Origin of the sequence: Arenimonas sp. (assembly GCF_041919775.1) — a bacterium.
Classification (GTDB): domain Bacteria; phylum Pseudomonadota; class Gammaproteobacteria; order Xanthomonadales; family Xanthomonadaceae; genus Arenimonas.
Map to the genome: position 1 here is coordinate 56,354 of NZ_JAYRTE010000006.1, position 17,940 is coordinate 74,293.

15 protein-coding genes and 2 pseudogenes are annotated in these 17,940 nt (G+C 66.1%); 7 read left to right on the top strand and 10 right to left on the bottom strand.

What is annotated here, in order from left to right; all coding sequences use genetic code 11:
- Positions 1–9 precede the first annotated feature (9 nt).
- Positions 10–1,425: a dihydrolipoyl dehydrogenase gene (locus tag ACE3TE_RS05655; RefSeq protein WP_374602998.1), complete on the bottom strand. Its 1,416-nt coding sequence runs from the start codon at positions 1,423–1,425 to the stop codon at positions 10–12.
- Positions 1,426–1,575: 150 nt separating this feature from the next.
- Between ACE3TE_RS05655 and ACE3TE_RS05660 the strand changes: the two genes are divergently transcribed.
- Genes ACE3TE_RS05660 through ACE3TE_RS05675 form a run of 4 tightly spaced genes read left to right on the top strand, consistent with a single transcriptional unit; the run spans position 1,576 to position 5,634 of the window.
- Complete coding sequence (locus ACE3TE_RS05660) at positions 1,576–2,793, top strand: putative DNA modification/repair radical SAM protein (RefSeq protein ID WP_374602999.1); 1,218 nt, start codon at positions 1,576–1,578, stop codon at positions 2,791–2,793.
- A complete protein-coding gene (locus ACE3TE_RS05665) occupies positions 2,790–3,728 on the top strand; it encodes a TIGR03915 family putative DNA repair protein (protein WP_374603001.1) in 939 nt (312 codons plus the stop codon). The genes ACE3TE_RS05660 and ACE3TE_RS05665 overlap by 4 nt, the downstream gene beginning before the upstream one ends.
- A gap of 55 nt (positions 3,729–3,783) precedes the next feature.
- Complete coding sequence (pyrC, locus tag ACE3TE_RS05670) at positions 3,784–4,818, top strand: dihydroorotase (protein WP_374603003.1); 1,035 nt, start codon at positions 3,784–3,786, stop codon at positions 4,816–4,818.
- 12 nt (positions 4,819–4,830) lie between these two features.
- Positions 4,831–5,634, top strand: a complete 804-nt coding sequence (locus ACE3TE_RS05675) for an MOSC domain-containing protein (RefSeq protein ID WP_374603004.1) — start codon at positions 4,831–4,833, stop codon at positions 5,632–5,634.
- A 57-nt stretch (positions 5,635–5,691) separates the two neighbouring features.
- Here the strand turns inward: ACE3TE_RS05675 and ACE3TE_RS05680 are convergent, their stop codons facing one another.
- Together ACE3TE_RS05680 and ACE3TE_RS05685 are read right to left on the bottom strand one after the other, a co-directional pair.
- On the bottom strand, positions 5,692–6,069 hold the full coding sequence (locus ACE3TE_RS05680; RefSeq protein ID WP_374603175.1) for a proprotein convertase P-domain-containing protein: 378 nt from the start codon (positions 6,067–6,069) through the stop codon (positions 5,692–5,694).
- Positions 6,058–7,770, bottom strand: a pseudogene (locus ACE3TE_RS05685) (S8 family peptidase); the annotation flags it as partial. The gene ACE3TE_RS05680 and the pseudogene ACE3TE_RS05685, both read right to left, overlap by 12 nt.
- A gap of 680 nt (positions 7,771–8,450) precedes the next feature.
- Between ACE3TE_RS05685 and ACE3TE_RS05690 the strand changes: the two are divergent.
- From ACE3TE_RS05690 to ACE3TE_RS05700, 3 genes are all read left to right on the top strand, one after another.
- On the top strand, positions 8,451–9,587 hold the full coding sequence (locus ACE3TE_RS05690) for a PH domain-containing protein (protein ID WP_374603006.1): 1,137 nt from the start codon (positions 8,451–8,453) through the stop codon (positions 9,585–9,587).
- A gap of 33 nt (positions 9,588–9,620) precedes the next feature.
- Positions 9,621–10,346, top strand: a complete 726-nt coding sequence (locus ACE3TE_RS05695; RefSeq protein WP_374603008.1) for a hypothetical protein — start codon at positions 9,621–9,623, stop codon at positions 10,344–10,346.
- Positions 10,347–10,518: 172 nt separating this feature from the next.
- Positions 10,519–11,415 carry a hypothetical protein gene (locus ACE3TE_RS05700; RefSeq protein ID WP_374603009.1) on the top strand — a complete coding sequence of 299 codons (897 nt, stop codon included), beginning with the start codon at positions 10,519–10,521 and terminating at the stop codon, positions 11,413–11,415.
- A gap of 164 nt (positions 11,416–11,579) precedes the next feature.
- Here ACE3TE_RS05700 and ACE3TE_RS05705 read toward each other — a convergent pair whose 3' ends face one another.
- The 7 genes and pseudogenes from ACE3TE_RS05705 to ACE3TE_RS05735 all read right to left on the bottom strand — a co-directional run bounded on the left by ACE3TE_RS05705 (position 11,580) and on the right by ACE3TE_RS05735 (position 17,915).
- Complete coding sequence (locus ACE3TE_RS05705) at positions 11,580–13,481, bottom strand: hypothetical protein (RefSeq protein WP_374603011.1); 1,902 nt, start codon at positions 13,479–13,481, stop codon at positions 11,580–11,582.
- A 137-nt stretch (positions 13,482–13,618) separates the two neighbouring features.
- Complete coding sequence (locus ACE3TE_RS05710; protein ID WP_374603013.1) at positions 13,619–14,272, bottom strand: HD domain-containing protein; 654 nt, start codon at positions 14,270–14,272, stop codon at positions 13,619–13,621.
- Positions 14,273–14,290: 18 nt separating this feature from the next.
- Entirely contained in the window at positions 14,291–15,307 is a 1,017-nt protein-coding gene (locus tag ACE3TE_RS05715; protein ID WP_374603015.1) for a hypothetical protein, read from the bottom strand.
- Positions 15,304–15,825 carry a hypothetical protein gene (locus ACE3TE_RS05720; RefSeq protein ID WP_374603017.1) on the bottom strand — a complete coding sequence of 174 codons (522 nt, stop codon included), beginning with the start codon at positions 15,823–15,825 and terminating at the stop codon, positions 15,304–15,306. The genes ACE3TE_RS05715 and ACE3TE_RS05720 overlap by 4 nt, the downstream gene beginning before the upstream one ends.
- 394 nt (positions 15,826–16,219) lie before the next feature.
- Positions 16,220–16,447, bottom strand: a pseudogene (locus ACE3TE_RS05725) (integrase core domain-containing protein); the annotation flags it as partial.
- The gene (locus tag ACE3TE_RS05730; RefSeq protein WP_374603019.1) at positions 16,411–16,692 is read right to left on the bottom strand and encodes a helix-turn-helix domain-containing protein; all 282 of its coding nucleotides are present in this window, start codon (positions 16,690–16,692) and stop codon (positions 16,411–16,413) included. The pseudogene ACE3TE_RS05725 and the gene ACE3TE_RS05730, both read right to left, overlap by 37 nt.
- A gap of 248 nt (positions 16,693–16,940) precedes the next feature.
- Positions 16,941–17,915 carry a DNA cytosine methyltransferase gene (locus ACE3TE_RS05735; RefSeq protein WP_374603021.1) on the bottom strand — a complete coding sequence of 325 codons (975 nt, stop codon included), beginning with the start codon at positions 17,913–17,915 and terminating at the stop codon, positions 16,941–16,943.
- Positions 17,916–17,940 lie beyond the last annotated feature (25 nt).

Genomic DNA, 17,940 nt, shown 5'->3' on the forward strand with positions numbered 1-17,940 from the left:
GGCCCGGCCTCAGTCCAGCGCCTCGGTCCCCATCGCCGGACAGTTCGCCAGGTCGCTGCGGTCGGGGCTGTCGTCGACCTGCTTGCCGGCGTCGCGCAGCGCGGTGCGCAGGCCCTCTTCGAGTACCGGGTGGTAGAAAGGCATGCGTAGCAGGTCGAAGACCGTGAGCTGCTGGTCGACGGCCAGCGCCAGAAGGTGGGCCAGGTGGTCGCCCGAAGGCGCGCACAGTTCGGCGCCGAGCAGGCAGCCAGTGTCGCGGGCGGCGTAGACGCGCAGCAGGCCTTCGTTCTTCTGCGCCGCGCGGGCGCGGCCCTGGCGGCGGAAGTCCACCTCGCCGACGACGGTGTCGTCCGGCAGTTCCGACCGGCGCTGGCCCACGTGCGCGGACACCGGGTCGGAGAACACCACGCCCAGCGGCGTGCGCCGCTGGTAGCAGATCGGTTCGTCGGCCATCGCGTTGCGGCCGGCGATGAAACCCTCGTCCGCGGCCTCGTGCAGGATCGGCGCATGCGTGTTGACGTCGCCGGCAATGAAGACCGGGGTGTCGCCGATGCGCAGCAGGCCGGGCTCGAAGGGGGGCAGGCCCTTGTCGCTCAGTTCCACGCCCAGCGTATCCAGGCCGACATCGTCCAGGTTCGGGCGGCGGCCGATGGCGGCCAGCACCGCGTCCACTTCGACGTGGGTTCCACCGGCCTGCACGCGCACGCCGTCGCCCGCCGCTTCAAGCCCGACCTCGTGGCCGGTGTGGATGGTGAATTCCTGGTCAAGCAGGGCGCGAAGCGTCGCGTTCACCTTTTCGTCGTGCAGGCCGGCCAGGCGGTCGCTGCTGCTGAAGGCGGTCACCTCGATGCCCAGCCGCGACAGCGCCTGCGCCATTTCGACGCCGATCGCGCCCAAACCGATCACCGCGATGCGTCGGGGCAGGTCGGCGCGTTCGAACAGCGAGTCGGTGGTGAAGACGCGCTCGCCCAGCTTTGCCCAGGGGCCCGGCAGCACCGGCCGCGAGCCGGTGGCAAGGATGATCCGACGGGCACGAAACTCCCGGTCGCCCACGGCAACGCAGTCGGGACCCAGCAGCCGGCCGCGACCGGCGATATTGCGATCGCCGAGGTCTTCGGTGGCCTTGAGCACGCCCGACACGTAGAAGTCGCGCAGCTTGCGCACGCGCGCCAGCACCGCCGGGATGTCGACCGCCAGCCGGTCGGCCCCGCTGACGCCGAATTCGCCCAGCTTCTTCCGGGCATGAAAGGCATTGGCGGCCTCGATGAAGACTTTCGACGGCATGCAGCCCACGCGCGCGCAGGTGGTGCCGTAGGGGCCGTCGTTGACCAGCAGAAAGTCGTCGGTGCGCTTTCGCACTTCGCGCAGGGCCGCCAGGCCGGCCGTGCCGGCGCCGAGGATGATGGTGTCGCAGGTCGAGGGCATGCGCTGCTCTCCTTGGGCGTTGGCACCATCGTGAACGATTCGCGCCCCGGTGCGCAAAAACGGGGTGGCGATGCGCAGGCGCGCGTTCATGGAAGTGAATCCGGCATTTTTGTCTCATGCTTTGCGACCCGTCCCGCCGACCCTGTTGCCATGGAACTCAACCGCAAGCTGGCCATCCTGGCCGACGCCGCCAAATACGACGCGTCCTGCGCGTCCAGCGGCGCCAACAAGCGCGATTCGCGCAACTCCGGTGGCATCGGCAGCACGGGCGGCATGGGCATCTGCCACAGCTACACGCCGGACGGCCGCTGCGTGTCGCTGCTGAAGATCCTGCTCACCAACTTCTGCATCTACGACTGCGCGTACTGCGTCAACCGCGTCTCAAGCAACGTGCCGCGCGCCCGCTTCACGCCCGAAGAGGTGGTGCGGCTGACGCTGGACTTCTACAAGCGCAACCTCATCGAGGGCCTGTTCCTGTCCAGCGGCATCATCCGCAACGGCGACTACACGATGGAACAGCTGGTGGCCGTGGCCCGCAGCCTGCGCAAGGAGCACCGCTTCCGCGGCTACATCCACCTCAAGACCATTCCCGAGGCCTCGCCCGAGCTGTTGGCCGAAGCGGGCCGTTACGCCGACCGCCTGAGCATCAACGTCGAACTGCCCACCGAAGAAGGCCTGGCCGCGCTGGCGCCGGAAAAGCGCATGCCGGGCATCCACCAGGCCATGGGTGCGCTGAAGCTGAAGATCGACGAGGCCAAGGCGGAGAAGAAGGCGCCGCGGTTCTCGCCGGCGGGACAAAGCACGCAGATGATCGTCGGCGCCGACGGCGCCGACGACCGCCGCATCCTGCAGGCCAGCGACCAGCTTTACGGGGACTACCGGCTGCGTCGCGTCTACTACTCGGCCTTCAGCCCGATTCCCGACGCGTCGGCGGCGCTGCCGGCCCGCTCGCCGCCGCTGCTGCGCGAACACCGGCTCTACCAGGCCGACTGGCTGCTGCGCTTCTACGGTTTCGGCGTGGATGAAATCGCGCCGCCCGACGCCGGCATGCTCGACCTGCAGGTCGACCCCAAGCTGGCCTGGGCGCTGCGACATCCCGAAGGTTTTCCGGTGGACCTCAACAAGGCGCCGAAGGAATGGCTGCTGCGCGTGCCGGGCCTGGGTACGCGCAACGTCGCCCGGGTGCTGAAGGCGCGCCGGCACCGGCGGCTGCGGGTGGACGACCTCGCCCGGCTGCGGGCGCCGCTGGCCAAGCTGCTGCCCTTCGTGCAGCTGGCCGACCACGTGCCCGGCCATGCGCTCGATCGGCCCGACCGCCTGCGGGCGCAGCTGGCGCCGCCGCCGCGGCAGGCTGACCTGTTCGGATGAAGGGCTGGTTTCCGCGCTGGTCGGCCCGGGTCGAGCCGGGCTGGGACGGGGACGCCTGGCGTGCGGCGCTGGGCGCGGCGCTGCGGGCGGGCGTACCGCCTTGCGACGTCGACTGGGGCGAGGACGGCCCGGCGCTGTTCCTTGCGCCGGATGTGCGCGAGGCGCCGCCCAAGCGCGGCGAGCTGCGCCTGCCCCGCGCATTCGTGGACCGTGCCACCACCGCCCTGTGCCACGCCGATCCGGCCCGCCTGCCGCTGCTGCACCAGGTCGCCTGGCGCCTGCTGCACGGCGAACGCGGCGCCATCGACGACCCCAGCGACCCGGACAACCTGGCGCTGGACCGGCTTGAGCGCGAGGTCCGGCGCGACAGCCACAAGATGAAGGCCTTCGTGCGCTTCCGCGAGCTGCGCCCCGGCAGCGACGACTTCATCGCCTGGTTCGAACCCGGCCACCACATCGTCGACCGGGTTGCGCCGTTTTTCGCAAAACGTTTCGCCGGCATGCGCTGGGCGATCTTCACGCCCTACCGCAGCGTGGCCTGGGACGGCGCGCAGCTGGCCTTCGGCGAAGGCACGCAGCAAGCCGCCTTGCCGGCCGCGGAAGACTCCGACGGCCAGGCGCTGTGGCGCACCTATTACGCGAACATCTTCAATCCGGCGCGGGTGAAGGTGCAGGCGATGCAGAGGGAAATGCCGAAGAAGTACTGGAAGCACCTGCCCGAGGCGCGGCTGATCCCGGGCCTGCTGGCCGAAGCGCCGGCCCGCGCGCGGGCGATGCAGCTGGCGGCGCCGACCCTGCCGCACGCCGCCACCCTGGCCCGCGGCCGCAAGGCGGCGCTGGCCGCGCTGCCGGCGCTTCCAGGTGCGGGCCCGACAACCGGCGACCCTGCGCCGGTTGATCCGCCGGATGATCGGCCGGACGATCGGCCGGCCTGAGCCCGCCGCCGCTTCGTGCGAAAATGGCCGCCCTGCCCTGGAGCCCGCGGCCATCATGACTTCACTCACGCTCACCCGCCCCGACGACTGGCACCTGCACCTGCGCGACGGCGGGATGCTGGCGCGCGTGCTGCCCGACACCGCCCGCCAGTTCGCGCGCGCCATCGTGATGCCCAACCTGGTGCCGCCGGTGACCACCGTCGCGCTGGCCGGCGCCTACCGCGAGCGCATCCTGGCCGCGCTGCCGGCGGGCATGCAGTTCGAGCCGCTGATGACGCTGTACCTGACCGAGCGCACCTCGCCACAGGACATCGCCGAGGCGAAGGCCAGCGGCTTCGTGCACGCGGTGAAGTGGTACCCGGCCGGCGCCACCACCAATTCCGACGCCGGCGTATCGAACATCGAGCGCTGCGCCGCGACCCTGCAGGCCATGCAGGACCACGACCTGCCGCTGCTGGTGCACGGCGAAGTCACCGGCGCCGACGTGGACGTGTTCGACCGCGAGGCGGTGTTCATCGAAACCCTGCTCAAACCGCTGCTGCAGCGTTTCCCGGCGCTGCGCGTCGTGCTCGAGCACATCACCACCCGCCAGGCCGCGGAGTTCATCGCCGGCGCGCCGGCGAACGTCGCCGCGACGATCACGCCGCACCACCTGCTGATGAACCGCAACGCGCTGTTCACCGGCGGCCTGCGCCCGCACCACTACTGCCTGCCGGTGCTCAAGCGCGAAGAACACCGCCTGGCCCTGGTTGCCGCGGCCACCGGCGGCAGCCCGAAGTTCTTCCTCGGCACCGACAGCGCGCCGCACACCCGCGGAGCCAAGGAGTCGGCCTGCGGCTGCGCCGGCATGTACAGCGCGCACGCGGCGCTGGAGTTGTACGCCGAAGTGTTCGAAGCCGAAGGCGCGCTGGACAAGCTGGAAGCCTTCGCCAGCTTCCACGGCCCGGACTTCTACCGCCTGCCGCGCAACACCGACCGCATCACCCTGGTGCGCGAGGCGTGGACGCTGCCGGCCGAGCTGGGCGAGGGCGCCACGGCGCTGGTGCCGCTGCGCGCTGGCACTGAACTGGCCTGGCGGCTGCAAGGCTGAGTGACGCAGGCCATGGCCACCCTGTCGGCGATCCACGTCTATCCGGTGAAGTCCTGTGCCGGGCAGTCGCTGGAAAGTGCCACCGTGCAGCCGCGCGGCCTGGAGCACGACCGCCGCTGGATGCTGGTCGATCCCGACGGCAAGTTCATCACCGCTCGCCAGGAACCGCGCCTGCTGCAGGCCTACGCTGTCCCCACCGATGAAGGCCTGACGCTGGACGCCCCCGGCATGCCGACGCTCGCCGTCGCCGCGCCGCAAACCGGCGCCACGCTCACGGTGAAAGTCTGGAAGGACCACGTTGACGCGCTGGCCGCCGATGCCGCGGCCGACGACTGGTTCAGCCGCTATCTCGGCCGCCCCGTGCGCCTGGTCCACATGGGCGAAGACGTGACCCGCCGCAATGGCTCGTCGCGCGCCCAGCCCGGCGACGAAGTCAGCTTCGCCGACTCGATGCCGCTGCTGCTCGTGTCGCTGGGCTCGCTCGACGCATTGAACCGGCGCCTTGACCACCCCGTGCCCATGGGCCGCTTCCGGCCCAACCTGGTGGTCGACGGCGTCGACGCACACGCCGAGGACACCTGGAAGCAGGTCACCATCGGCGACGTGGTTTTCGATGTGGCCAAACCCTGCACCCGCTGCGTGCTGGTGACCATCGATGCCGACACGGGCCAGCGCGACGAGGGCGGCGAGCCCCTGCGCACACTCACCCGCTATCGCCGCACGGACGACGGCGTCGCCTTCGGGCAGCTGCTGATTCCCCGCTCGGGCGGCAGCGTCCGGCTGGGCGACGACGTGATGGTGCGCACCCAGGGCTGAGCCAAAAAAGAACCCCGGCCGAAGCCGGGGTTCTGACTGCTGCACTGGAGCGATGGATCAGAACGTCACCGACCAGCTGTTGATGTAACCGGTGTCGCCGCCGGCGTTGTCGTTCACCCGCAGCTTCCAGGTGCCGTTGAGCGCCTCGGAGGACAGGTTCACCGTGTAGGTGCCGACCACGTTGTCGGCGCTGCCGCCGCTGCGGTTGTGCAGGTTGTACAGCGAACCATCCGGCGCCACCAGGTCCACCTTCAGGTCGCCCTTGTAGGTGTGCACGATGTTCACCGCCACCGAGGCATTGCTCGGGGCATTGCCGCTGCGGCCGGACACGGAGATCGGGCTGTCGACGGTGGTGTTGTCGCGGATCTGGTAGTCGGCGGTGTTGCTGTAGGTCTGCGGCGAGCTTCCGCCACCACCGGCTGTGTAGTTGCCCACCAGGCTGACGCCGGAGAAGCTCGAGTAGGCCTTCAGGCGCACATGGTAGGTGCCGGCCGACGGAGCCGCGATGGTGCAGGTCTCGGTGTTGCCGCTCAGGTACGGGCGGCAGACGTAGGAGCTGTCGGTCGGCTGGCTGCCGAACTGCACGTACATGTCCGCATCACCGGTGCCACCCGACATGTTGAAGGTCAGGTTGGTCGAACCGGCCGGCACCGTCAGGGTGTAGTACAGCGAGCTGCCGGTGCTGGCCGAGAGGTTGGTCACGGCCACGCCCTTGGTCAGCGAGCCACCGGTCGGCGGCGGCGGGGGCGGCGGCGGAGGCGGCGTGCTGCCACCAGCCAGGTCCACCAGCGCGCGGGCGTTGATGATGCCCGCACCGCAGCCACCCGAACACGCGCCCGAAAGCGCATAGGCGGTCGACTTCAGGTTGGCTTCCACCTGCGACGGCGTCCACAGCGCCAGGCCCAGGGCCAGGCGGCGGCTCTGCGCCAGCGCCACGGCGCCGGCCACGTGCGGGGCCGCCATCGAGGTGCCGTTGTAGGACACGTAGTTTTCCGTGCCCGGGCCCTGGGTGCCGCTGTTGAGCGTGGACAGGATGTTCGAGCCCGGCGCCGAGACGTCGATCGAGGTGCCGTAGTTCGAGAAGCTCGAACGCGCGCTGGCACTGGTGACCGAGGCCACGTTCACCACGTTGTTGCAGCTGGCCGGGGTGAAGCCGGAGGCGTTGGCATTGCTGTTGCCGGCCGCCACGACCACGACGGTGCCGCGGCTGACGGCGCTGTTGATGGCGTTCTGCGTGGCGGTGTCGCAGGAACCGCTGCCGCCGAGCGACATGTTGATGACGTCGGCCGCGTTGGCCGCACTCAGCGTCGGAACGCCGGACACGGTGCCGCCGGAAGCCCAGATGATGGCGTCGGCGATGTCGGACGTGGAACCGCCGCCGCGACCGAGCACACGCACCGGCATCACCTTGGCGCCCCATGCGGTACCGGCCACGCCCTTGGCGTTGTTGGTGACCGCAGCCACCGTGCCCGCCACGTGCGTGCCGTGCCAGCTGGACGGGTTGCCGCCGTAATAGTCGCCCGGGTCGGCGGGGTTGGAATCACGGCCGTTGCCGTCGCCAGCGGTCGTGGTGTTGGAGATGAAGTCGTAGCCCGCGACGATGTTGGCCGCCAGGTCGGAGTGCGTCACGTAGCCGGTGTCGAGCACAGCCACGATGATGCCCGAGCCGTTGGCCACGTCCCACGCCGTGTTGGCGCGGATGCCGGCGTCGGCGTCGTTGTAGCCCCACTGCTGGCTGTAGCTGGGGTCGTTCGGCGTCAGGGTGTGCTTCATCACGCGGTCGATCTGCACGTACTCGACGTTCGGATTGGCCGCGATCTGGCGCATCAGGGTTTCGGCTTCGGCCGGGCCCAGCTTCTGGGTGGTCGAGACCACGTCGGCACCCAGCGACATGCGGCGCACGTGGCGCGCGACCAGCGGCTTGGTGCTGCCGGCGCGCTTGCCCTGCTGCGCGCGCGCGGCCTGGACCATCTGGTTGGCCCCGACGGCGGCGACTTCCAGCGAGCGCTTGAGCGCGACCGGGTTGGAGGCCTCGGGCGTACCGTCCTTGTACTTGACGATGAACTGGTCGAACTGGGTGTCCGAAGCGATCGCGCTCAGGTCGACCTTGGGTGCGGGCTGGGCGCCCGCGGCCATGGCGGCCTGCGCTGCAAGGGCGAAGGAAGTAGCCACGACGATACCGCGCAAACGGAACTTGCGAGTGTTGTTGCTCACGTTGGTGGATCCCCGAAAAAGGAAAACAGCGATTGCCGCAAAGCGGCCGTGTTTTGCATCCCTGCCCCGGGTCCCCTGGGCGTTGCACCCTGCCACGCGAGCCTTCAAGGCTTCTCGTGTCAGCAGGAGATTCCACGCCACCCGGACGTGTGACGCAGATCACATCTGCATGACACCCGGCCGACGCTAGCTTTACGGTTTTCGGTCGTCAAGCCGCAGTGCCGCATGAACGGCCTGGGCCGGTCCGGCCGGCGGTTGGTCAAGAAATGACCGCGGAAAACAAGCTGTTTTTTTGAAGGAGGTCGTCGGCGCGGCAGCCGGTGCCCGGGGCCCCCGGGACGGCCGCCGGGGCAAACTGCGCGAACGGCGGCCGACGAACGGTCGTGCGGGGGCCGCCCAAGGACGGGCGCCCCCCTGCTTGCGACACCCCGGGGGCCGAACTAGCCTCCGGAGACCGGGGGACGGGTCGGACAAGGGGTGGCGGTGATCATTTATAGCGGCACGAAAGCGCAGTTCCTTGGCCATGCCGATGGCCGGATCGAAGAGCGCATCGCCGACGCCTTCCTCAGGTCCACCGGCCGCTACGCCGGGCCGGGCGGGTCGTGCGCAACGTCGACGCGCAGCGCGTGGCCTACCTGGCTGGCGAGCTGGAAGCCATGGGCGTCAAGGCGGGAACGGCGGTGACGATGGCCAAGGGCATGAACGCCGGGGCCGCGCATCCGCCGGCGCAGGTGAGCCACCCGCCGCGCGCGCGACGCGGGTTCGTCTTCCTGGTGATTGCCGTCGCCGTGGTCGCAGGCAATGCCTGGCTGGTGCGTAACTATCCGTCCTTCGCCGAGGGGCCGGCGCCGGAATGGCCGGTGATGTTCGACCTGCTGCTGTTCCTGCCTGCACTCTATTTCGCGCTGAACTGGCGGCAGGGAAAGACCGCCGCGCTGAAGGCGCTGGGCATCCTTGGCCTGGGCGCCCTGGCGGGCAGCCTGATCCTGCCGCCCGAAAGCAAGGTAGCGTGGAGACTGGTCGAAGACCTGCGCTTCGTCGCCATCGCGCTGGTGCTGGCCTTCCAGCTTGGCGTGCTCGTCCTCTTGCTGCGGGAAGCCGCGCGCAGCCAGCACGACCAGAACCTCGAGCTCGCGCTGGCGCAGGCCATCGGCAAGCGCTTCGGCCAGGACGGGTTTGCGCGCCTGCTGATGCTCGAGAGCCGCATCTGGCTGTACGGCCTGTTCCGGCGACCGGTGCGCCACGCCTTCCCGGGCCTGCGCCATTTCCATGTCGGCAAACAAGGGTTGAATGCGGACAACCAGAAGGCCTTCCTGTTCCTTATCGGCGCGGAAATCCCGATCGCGCACTTTTTGATCCACCTGTTCAGCCCGACGGCGGCGCTGGTGGTCACCGCTCTGTCGGCCTATGGCTTCGTGTTCATGCTGGCCGAGTACCGGGCGACCTTGTTTCGGCCGGTCAGCGTCACGGAGCGCGGCCTGCACCTTCGGTATGGCGTGGCCAGTGATTTCGTCCTGCCCTGGGAAAATATCGCGTCGGTCGCGCCCACCCGGGGTCCGGTGCGCCGTGCCAAGGGGCTGGTTCGCCTGGTCGGCATGGGGGAGGCGAACGTGGCCATCGAGCTGGTGCCCGGGACCGTGGTCGACGGTCTGTTCGGGCCGCGGGAGGTCGGGCGGGTGCTGCTGGGCGTGGATGAACCTGCGGCCTTGATCGAGGAGATTCGCGCGAGGCTGTGCTAGTTTCGCCGGCATTGATCAGGGCAGGGGATACCCATGGAACAGGAAAACGCGCCGGCCGCGGCGGAAGCACGCCGGCCGGGTCTGATTGCGCGGGCGGTGACGCGGGTGCGCAACTTCCGGAACGACACCATCGAGCTGTTCCGCAAGATCCGCAAGGCGCCGACCCAAAGCCTCACCGTCTCCCTGATCCTGGTCTTCGCGGGCTGGGTCGGCGAGGACGGCTACCACTGGGCCAAGGCCAAGGTGATCAACCAGGAGACGGCGATCGACCGGATCGCGTCCCAGCAGAAGGAAGAGTTCGAGGCGCTGCGGGCCTCGCTCGACGCGCTGCGCGGGGATATCCGCGGCTCAGGCCTGGGCGACGCCAAGGACGCCGTCCGCGCCCTCGAGCGCCTGGCCAACTCCAACCTCGACAAACTGCGCCTCGCCCAACAGGAAAACGACAAACTCCGCGCCGCCCTTGCCGGCGCCGGCAAGGTGTCCGACGGCTACGACGCGCTGCTGTCCGAACAGGAATCGATGCAGCTGGATCCGGGCACGGTGCTGGGGGTGAACAGCATCACGGACACCCATGTCTGGCTGACCTTCTCCACGCCGGAGACTTCGGAGAAGCCGAAGTACGGCAACTACCGGCCCGGGGAATCCATCCCCTTTGTCCGTCGGACGGGGGAGAAGTGCCTGGTGTCGGTGCTTTCGCTGCGCGAGGGGGTTAATGCGGCTTCGTTTGCGGTTAGTTGCGAGGATGGGGCCAAGGTCTAAGCACTTAGCCGAGGAGCCTAGGGCTGACTCGCGAATAGAAGTAGATGGAGCATTGGATCAGGCTGCGGCGAGGAATTGCGCTGAAGCTGGATCGGCCCATTTCTGAGTTGCAAAGATGCAGTGCAGTACTGAGTTCGAGGCGCGAAAAAGCGCTCTCCACAGGGGGGGTAACATGGTTTCAAGTAAAGGGCGAGGCGAATCAGCGGAGGCAACACATTTCGCTGAATCCAAGTCGCGGGTTATTGCTAGTGCTGCTGCACTTTACAGCGCGCTGGCACCCCAGGCGGACTTGAGCTCAAGGGCAACCTTTTCACTGCTATCCTCGATCACGCTAATCGGCGTATCGCTGGCGGAAACCAAACCCCAAACTGTACAACTTCTAGGGTTCACTTTTCAGAACCAGAGCTGGCTTGTTCTTGCAGGGACTTTGGCTCTTGTAGTTGCCTATTCAGTCGCCCTGTTGCTGCTTGCGTGGAGAGTGGAGTTGCGGCGACGCAGGTACGTAGCTGGTCCGGCTGCATTGAACTTGTCAATCGAGCTGAATTCACTGTCTGAGACAATCCCGGAGAAGATTCGAACTAAGTTGGATCTGGTGTTAGCTGACATAGAGCGGATCCAAGGTGATGCCAAGGAGTTCCAATCGACATACGAGGCGAAACTGGCCAATCTTGATTCGGAGGAGGCTGAACTCAAAGAGCGCCTACAGCGCAATGAGGCTGATCTGGCACTCGCGTACCGGGAGGGAAGGATTTCGATGCAAGCCATGCTCCAAGGTTTTTCGGACGGATACGAGGAGCAAAAAGAACTGCGGGAAAAGAGATTCAGGTTGAGATCAGAACAGGTAAGCAGAGGCGTATCTATTGGGCGTCAGTTGTCTGAATTGACCGAAGAGCATGGACGGTTCCATGAACTCCGGAGCGCCGAAATGAATTATGTGAAGGAGATGGCCAGAGAAATCGTGCTTGCGGGGGAGCTGAGTCTATATATGACTCGGTTAGGGCTCACCTTCCCAATTTTAGTTGCTGTGGCCGGATGGGCGACGTTTGCGTACAACGCTTTTCTCGGTTGACTTTATGCGGCTTAAAGATGGTGCCTTTCCTGAATCCGAGCTGCGTTAAACACTCATCGATATCTTTCTCATGGCAAGGCCTGATATATCCCGGTTTGCGCTCTTGGAGTTGGTGGGAGCGACTGTGTGTTTGCACGGTTTGGCGCGCCGCTCCCTCTCTCGCTTCAACCCGCGCCGGCCTTGGAACCAGCCCGCAGCGTCATCCGAACCTCCACCGACCCAACAAAGTCCTCGCGGGTCATCGGACTCCACGACCAGGGATTGAGCGTCTCGACCGCCTCATCGCCCGAGATCGGTCTCACTGACCCCAACCGCAGGTACTTGTAGCCTTTCCAGCCAGTGCCGGTGTTCTGGATGAAGGCGTAGACATCCGAGTCGTTCCTCTCCATGAAAAATACCTGCGGCCCTACCGGCGGGATGGGAACATTGAGGCCCCGCTTCGCCTGCGCCCGTGCCTTTACCTGCGCCGAGACGGCCTCGAGAAGCTTCTCGGCGAAGGCAACTTCTTCCGCGTCGGGTGCCCGGTTCAACGATCGCGCGAGTTCAGCCAGCCTTACGCCTTCGCGCCCGAGTTGGATGGCCACCGAGGCGCGCCTCCTGTCGGTGGCGACATCCCGGAGGCTGAAGATGAGCAGCTCGCCGTCCGCGCAGCGCCTGGCGTAGCGGTCGGCGCAGTGGCGCATGGCGATGGCCTCTTCAGCCAGTTCCCGGCCATTGGCCAGGGCTAGGGCGTACAGGCCACCGTCTTCAAGCTTGGGAACGAGCACGGGCCAGGACAGGCTCTCGCTCCGCGCCCTGATGCGACGTTCGTCGTCGGCAGCCTCGCGCTTCGCCGTGCCCCAGTAGCGCACGGGAGTAGTCTCGTTGGCTTGGGCATAGTTCGCCGCCCACCGCACGACTGGGCCCCATTCGTTCTCGATGAATTCCGCGCCTTTCCCCACCTTCGCGGCCCGGTGGTAGCGTTCGATGGCCTGGCGAGTGGCCCTCGCAGTCACCGGCCAGACGACCGGGGGCACCACATGGCCGCGCGCCGGGTCCACGAAGGTTCTGGCCAGCGGCTCCCAGAGCGCCCGCGGGATGTGCACGCCTTCCGGCAAGCCGTCATGCAGCTTGGCCCAGTCGGTGAGGAAGGCGCAGAGGTGTTCCAGGGAACCGATCAACCCTTCCCGGTACATCTGCCACACGGGCTTGGCTGGGTCGTGCATCAGGAAGCGCCACTTGGCCGGAAGCAGGCCCTCGACGGCCACCGTTTGCCGGAACTTGGCCCAGTCCAGGCGACGCGGCTCGACTTTCCCGTGGCTGATCAGTTCGCCATAGAGCGGAACCAGGGCCGGGGCGATCCGCTGCAGTTCCAGCAGGGCCTCGCGATGCGCGAGGCAAAGGTTCCACCAGTTGGAAGGTACATCGTTGTTCCGGTGGCTTCGGGGACGGGCGCGACGGGCGACTTCCAGGAGCACTGGATCGACGCAAAGCGCCTCACGCAGACGTCGGCGCATTTGCAGGCCGTCAATGCACCGGCGGGCCAGGCACTCCATCACGCCCGCAAGCCAGTCCAGCGCCTGAGTCCTCAGATCACAGGCTTCCGGGTTGCGGCCGCCCAACTCTTTTGGCCCCTGCGTGCGGATGGCCTCCATCAGGGGTGCCACGGCCTCGGGTTCCCGCAGGGCTATCAGCCGCGCCCAGGTCCAACTGGGGAAGGGGGTGCCCACCTCGACTGGAATAGGCTCATAACCACCGACGGATCGCGGCATCTCTGCAGACACCTTCCCGTCAGCAAGGATCCGGTAGCGCACCGTGTCGCAATGCACGATGACGCGGGCGTCAGACTCCTGCTCGATCCGCAGCCCCTGCCGAAAGCGCGCCAGCCAAGCTGACCACAAGGGCCGGACCGCCTCCCGAAGCGCGCGTTGCAGCCCTCGTCGCACGAATTTCGCGGGTACCGGGAGGCCCCGAGCCCAGGCGGTCATGTCTGCCGGCATGGGTCGCCGGGGCCTTGTCAGCAGACAGGCGTCGAGAGAGATGTGGGCGATGACGTCGCCCGGCGGGATGCGCTCAATCGATGACATCGGTCTTCTCCAGAAGTCCCGGACGCCCCGCCGGGGCGGGGCTTTAGCTGCATTTATGAGTCGCCCGCAAGTTGTCCGATAAATCGGCGACGGGGCCCGTGCCCCATGGACGCAGTGTGCGCCCGGTGTGTCTCAGATCACGCGACCAAGCTGTTCTTCCGTAGCGGTACGCGAGACTTGGCGCCGGCAGCCTTGTGGATCTGCCCCACGGCGCGATCGAACTCATGGGCGAGTTCATGCAGGCGCGAGCTTTTAGCTCCTGCCCGCTTCAGAAGAACCTGGGAGATCGCTTCGTAATACTGCAACGTGCCCAGCTTCCCAGCCGTGAAACGTCGGAATACGCCCATTCCCGCCTTGCCATGGAGGTCGGCCAGGATGGCTCGGGCGTTGTGGAGCTTGTCGCAGGCCGTTACCAACAGCGACGTTCTGCTTTCGGCCTTGATGTGGGAAATGTACTTGAGCTTCCGCCTCGTCCAGTTCGTCACCTTGTCCTCCGTGGTCGCTGCCTTGCCCTCCGCAGTCCCGTCGGTGCAGTCCTTGACGATCGTGGCCACGGCGTCGCCGAACTGGGCCCGGATGGTGGCTTCGTGCGCGGCCCCGCAATCTTCCAGCACGTCGTGCAGCAGGCCCGCAATGGCCTGGTCCTCCGTGCCGCCGTACTCCAGCACCAGGCTCGAGACGCCAAGCAGGTGGTAGATGTAAGGAATCTTCGAGCCCTTGCGGAACTGGGCGGCGTGGGCGATGCGGGCGTAGTCGATCGCTTGGGTGTAGCGATGGGTCAGTGCCGTCATGGGTCCATTCTCCTGTCTTCAATGCGTGTCGGTTTCGGGGGTGCGGGCAAAGATGGTCCCTTCCAGGAAGCTGGTGGCCTCCTTCGGTGCCAAGGTCCGCACGAAGAATTCGCGGTACTTCTCCGTCGAGCTGATCCCGATGCCGCGGCCCAGCGGTCGCGTCCAAAGGGTGACATGCGGCGCCGTTGGCGCCAGGTAGGCACCAGAGGCCTCCGAAAGGCGCTGGCGGAAGGCGTTGAGCGCCGGGCACTCCACCGGCGTGACCACGCTGTACTCCAAGCCTGCAGGTTTGTTCTCGTGCAGAAGGACCGCTTCGCCCGAGGGACTGAGCGTCCAGTGCAGGGCGTCGAAGGCTTCCTTCCAGGCCTCTTCGGGCAGGTGGGCCACCAGCTCGTTGGCTTCGTCGGACGAGAGCAGGGTCAGGTGAAGCTCGCGCTTTGGCACCATGGGTAGCCAGTCCAGGACCTGGGGCGAGGGGAGCGGGCCCTTGCGGGCTTGCGGCAGCGGCAGGATGACCGAACCAGTTGAACTTCGCCCGGGCCATGCCGGCGGCCGGGTGGTGGCAAAGAGCGGGTCGGGTGGAGGGGCTGTGGCGGCTTGCAACTCAATACGAGGCGGACCCGTCGGTGCGCAGTCGGGCCAATTGCCCCGATAGATGGCCGCCACCAGGCGCAGCAGGGGCGAGGTCGGTTGCCCCTTGGCAGAGGGCGTCCAGAAGCTGAGCCCGATCGAGTCTTCCACGACGGCACCGCCACCCGGGCCCCGCAGCGTGATCTGCATGTCGGTGCCGTCGACCACCAACCCTGGCCGCTCTTGCCCTGGGTCGGGCTGGGCGAGCGTATCCCGGCACAGCGTTCGGAGTGATTGGCTCTGCTCCTCATCGAGTGCGAGCCACGGCCGCCAGTTCTCGTCGCTGGCAGAACGCATGCGACCTGGGGTGCCATCGACCGGCAGCTCGAATTCCCAGTACTTGGCAGTTCTTGACAAGAGAAAAGTGACTGAGGCGACAAGGTGAAAGGCGTGGGACGACGTCATGGGGTTTGTTCCATGGCGGCAAGGGCTGCCCGCAACGTCGATCCATCGTCCGGTCGCGGCTGGGGCCCGCTGGCCTCGAATACCGTGCCGGCGAGGCACGCAGCGTTCAACATCGCAGCCACGCGCCGCAGTCCGCCGGTCGACTGTTGCCAGCGTGATTCGCAGACCGGGCAACTGAAATCCAGGCCACCCACGGACGGATGGCCTCCCGCCGACACCAGGTAAGCGGTATTGCGGCAGGCGGGGCAGGGCTGCGTGCCGGGCGGGCCGCCGGACCAAAGCAGGCGCAGCGCCCCGATCGGCAGGGGTGACTGGCCGGGGCCGTAGCCGAGATTTCCATGCCGTTGCGGGAACGGTAGCCAGGGATCGGGCGCCAGTCCCAGGGACCACGTAGCTTGCAGGGTCCGGACGAGCGCGGCCGTCCCGGGGTCGCGTTGGCCCCCGGTCAGCGGCTGCACTGACGGGGCGATGGATGTCGAAGGGGTGTGGAGCGGGGTATTGCGGTCGAACGAAGCCATTGGCGGTCTCCTCGGATGGGAGGGACATCGCCCCGGCGAACCGAAGGCGAACGCTTTACCAGTACTTGTAGATCGCCCTGGAAGTTGTCCCTTAAACCGGCGATATCGCTGTGGGGCGACAGGGATAGATTGGCGTACGGGAGTCTCATATGTCGAGAATGCCCAAGGCCGATGAATCGGCTGCCACCCTAGTACTCTCCCGGAAAGTGGCCGAAGAGCCTGGACTCCCGATTCCCCACGGCTTGGTTGCAGTACTTCTGCGCACGGACGAAGAATCGCTCCCAGGCTTCTCCGAGGCTCCGGTAGTCCGACATCATCTTCATGAAGGAATCCACGGCATCGCCGCGGTTGGAAGTGAATCGCCCCGGCTTCTCCGGAGGTCATTTCGTTTGAGTCACGCCGCGATGGCGTGACCCGTGTTGCCGGCGTAGTACGCCGCCTCCGCTTCCGCCGGGGGTATGTTGCCGATCGGCCCCAGCAGTCGCTGGTTGTTATACCAGTCGACCCAACCCAAGGTCTCCCATTCCACCTCCTCCCGGCTGCGCCAGGAGCGGCGGTTCGTAACCTCGGTCTTGAACAGTCCGATCACCGTTTCGGCCGGTCCAGTGCCGCTGCAATCTCCCGATATGACTGGCCAATCGCGAGCCGACGAGAAATCTCCTCGCGCTCAGCCAAGCTCAGTACGCGTAGTGACCGATGCCGCTCCCGAGGCGCTATGCCTCCCTGCGACGCCAAAACCCCGAATATCGAGCCTGGGTTCTTATCGAAGTAGCGCGCTATGTCGCTGAGTGATTGCCCGCACCGCCACCGACGCCACAATTCCCGTTTCTGAGCCTGGGACATCCCGGGCCGGCCCGTTCTAGCCATTTCAATGCGCTCCCATCAGTGCAAATGTGAATCATGTTGCATTGACGGGTTGAACTCACCGCAGCCTTTATTTGCTTTGATGAGGCAGTTGACTGGGCTTCGATAAAGAAACTTTTCTACCAATCAAACAATTGTGACGACTAAGATGGAGACTGGGATGAATAGTTATCAACCATCCAGGTCGATCCTCTTGTAAGGTGCCCACGGAGCCGGCAGTAAGCCGGGCGCGTCGAAATCTAGCTTCGCCTCTAGCGACTGGCTTTGCTTGTGGACGCTACGGGTGCGAGCACCTGGGCGATCCTAGATCCGATCCAGCGCGCGACCGCCGGAGTGACGCTGTTGCCGACAGCGTGATACCGCAGGCTCTCGAGTTTCGGCGAGTCATTCGACATCCCTGCTGGTAGAGTCCACCCCAACGGGAAGCCTTGCACGCGTTCCACTTCGGACGACGTAAGTCGGCGAACTCGTCCGTCCGGATACCAGACGTAGTTCCGAGACCAATCAGTGCCCGTGTGCCGCGCCGACTCAGCGTAAATGCAATGCGCCATCGATTTGGTCATTGGGCCTTTGCGAGGATTTCCAACGATTTTCTGAAAGAGGGAGGCAGGTTTCTTCCCTGATCGTCCACTCTCCTCAGGATCCCCTTCGCTGCGTTCGGGCTCAAAAAGTATCTTTCCGGCACTGCTTGCGTCTCCAAGCACTCCAACAATGAAGACTCGCCTACGTGATTGGGGGACTCCAAAATCTTTGCTGTTAAGCACACGCCACGCGAGACCATACCCGAGCTCGTCCAGCGCCTTGAGTACGATGGCGAAATCACGTCCTCGGTGGCTAGTGAGCAGACCGTGGACGTTTTCGAGGACAACGGCTTTTGGAAGCCGCTCTCCCACGAGCTCAGCAAACCGATAAAACAATCCACTTTGGGCTCCTCCAAGCCCTGCTCTAGCGCCCATTCGCGCCAGTGAAAGGTCTTGGCATGGGAAGCCGCCTGTCCAGACTTCGGCTTCGGGGATTTCCTCACTTTTGACATCGTTAATATCCTCGCCGCAAGGGACGTCCGCCCAGTGCTGTTTCAGAATCGTCCGACAGAAAGTCTTCTTTTCGCATAAGTAGACGGTTTCAATCCCAGCATGCTCAAACCCGAGATCGAACCCGCCGATGCCCGAAAAGAAGGACGCGTGTCGTAATCTTTTACCCATTTTCCTAGCGCTACCATCAGCCATAAATCAACGCCTCAAGAGCTTCCAA

Coding starts and splice junctions, on each gene's coding strand:
- ACE3TE_RS05655 (WP_374602998.1), bottom strand. CDS start 1,425: ATGCCCTCGACCTGCGACACCATCATCCTCGGCGCCGGCACGGCCGGC.
- ACE3TE_RS05660 (WP_374602999.1), top strand. CDS start 1,576: ATGGAACTCAACCGCAAGCTGGCCATCCTGGCCGACGCCGCCAAATAC.
- ACE3TE_RS05665 (WP_374603001.1), top strand. CDS start 2,790: ATGAAGGGCTGGTTTCCGCGCTGGTCGGCCCGGGTCGAGCCGGGCTGG.
- pyrC (WP_374603003.1), top strand. CDS start 3,784: ATGACTTCACTCACGCTCACCCGCCCCGACGACTGGCACCTGCACCTG.
- ACE3TE_RS05675 (WP_374603004.1), top strand. CDS start 4,831: ATGGCCACCCTGTCGGCGATCCACGTCTATCCGGTGAAGTCCTGTGCC.
- ACE3TE_RS05695 (WP_374603008.1), top strand. CDS start 9,621: ATGGAACAGGAAAACGCGCCGGCCGCGGCGGAAGCACGCCGGCCGGGT.
- ACE3TE_RS05700 (WP_374603009.1), top strand. CDS start 10,519: ATGGTTTCAAGTAAAGGGCGAGGCGAATCAGCGGAGGCAACACATTTC.
- ACE3TE_RS05705 (WP_374603011.1), bottom strand. CDS start 13,481: ATGTCATCGATTGAGCGCATCCCGCCGGGCGACGTCATCGCCCACATC.
- ACE3TE_RS05710 (WP_374603013.1), bottom strand. CDS start 14,272: ATGACGGCACTGACCCATCGCTACACCCAAGCGATCGACTACGCCCGC.
- ACE3TE_RS05715 (WP_374603015.1), bottom strand. CDS start 15,307: ATGACGTCGTCCCACGCCTTTCACCTTGTCGCCTCAGTCACTTTTCTC.
- ACE3TE_RS05720 (WP_374603017.1), bottom strand. CDS start 15,825: ATGGCTTCGTTCGACCGCAATACCCCGCTCCACACCCCTTCGACATCC.
- ACE3TE_RS05730 (WP_374603019.1), bottom strand. CDS start 16,692: ATGGCTAGAACGGGCCGGCCCGGGATGTCCCAGGCTCAGAAACGGGAA.
- ACE3TE_RS05735 (WP_374603021.1), bottom strand. CDS start 17,915: ATGGCTGATGGTAGCGCTAGGAAAATGGGTAAAAGATTACGACACGCG.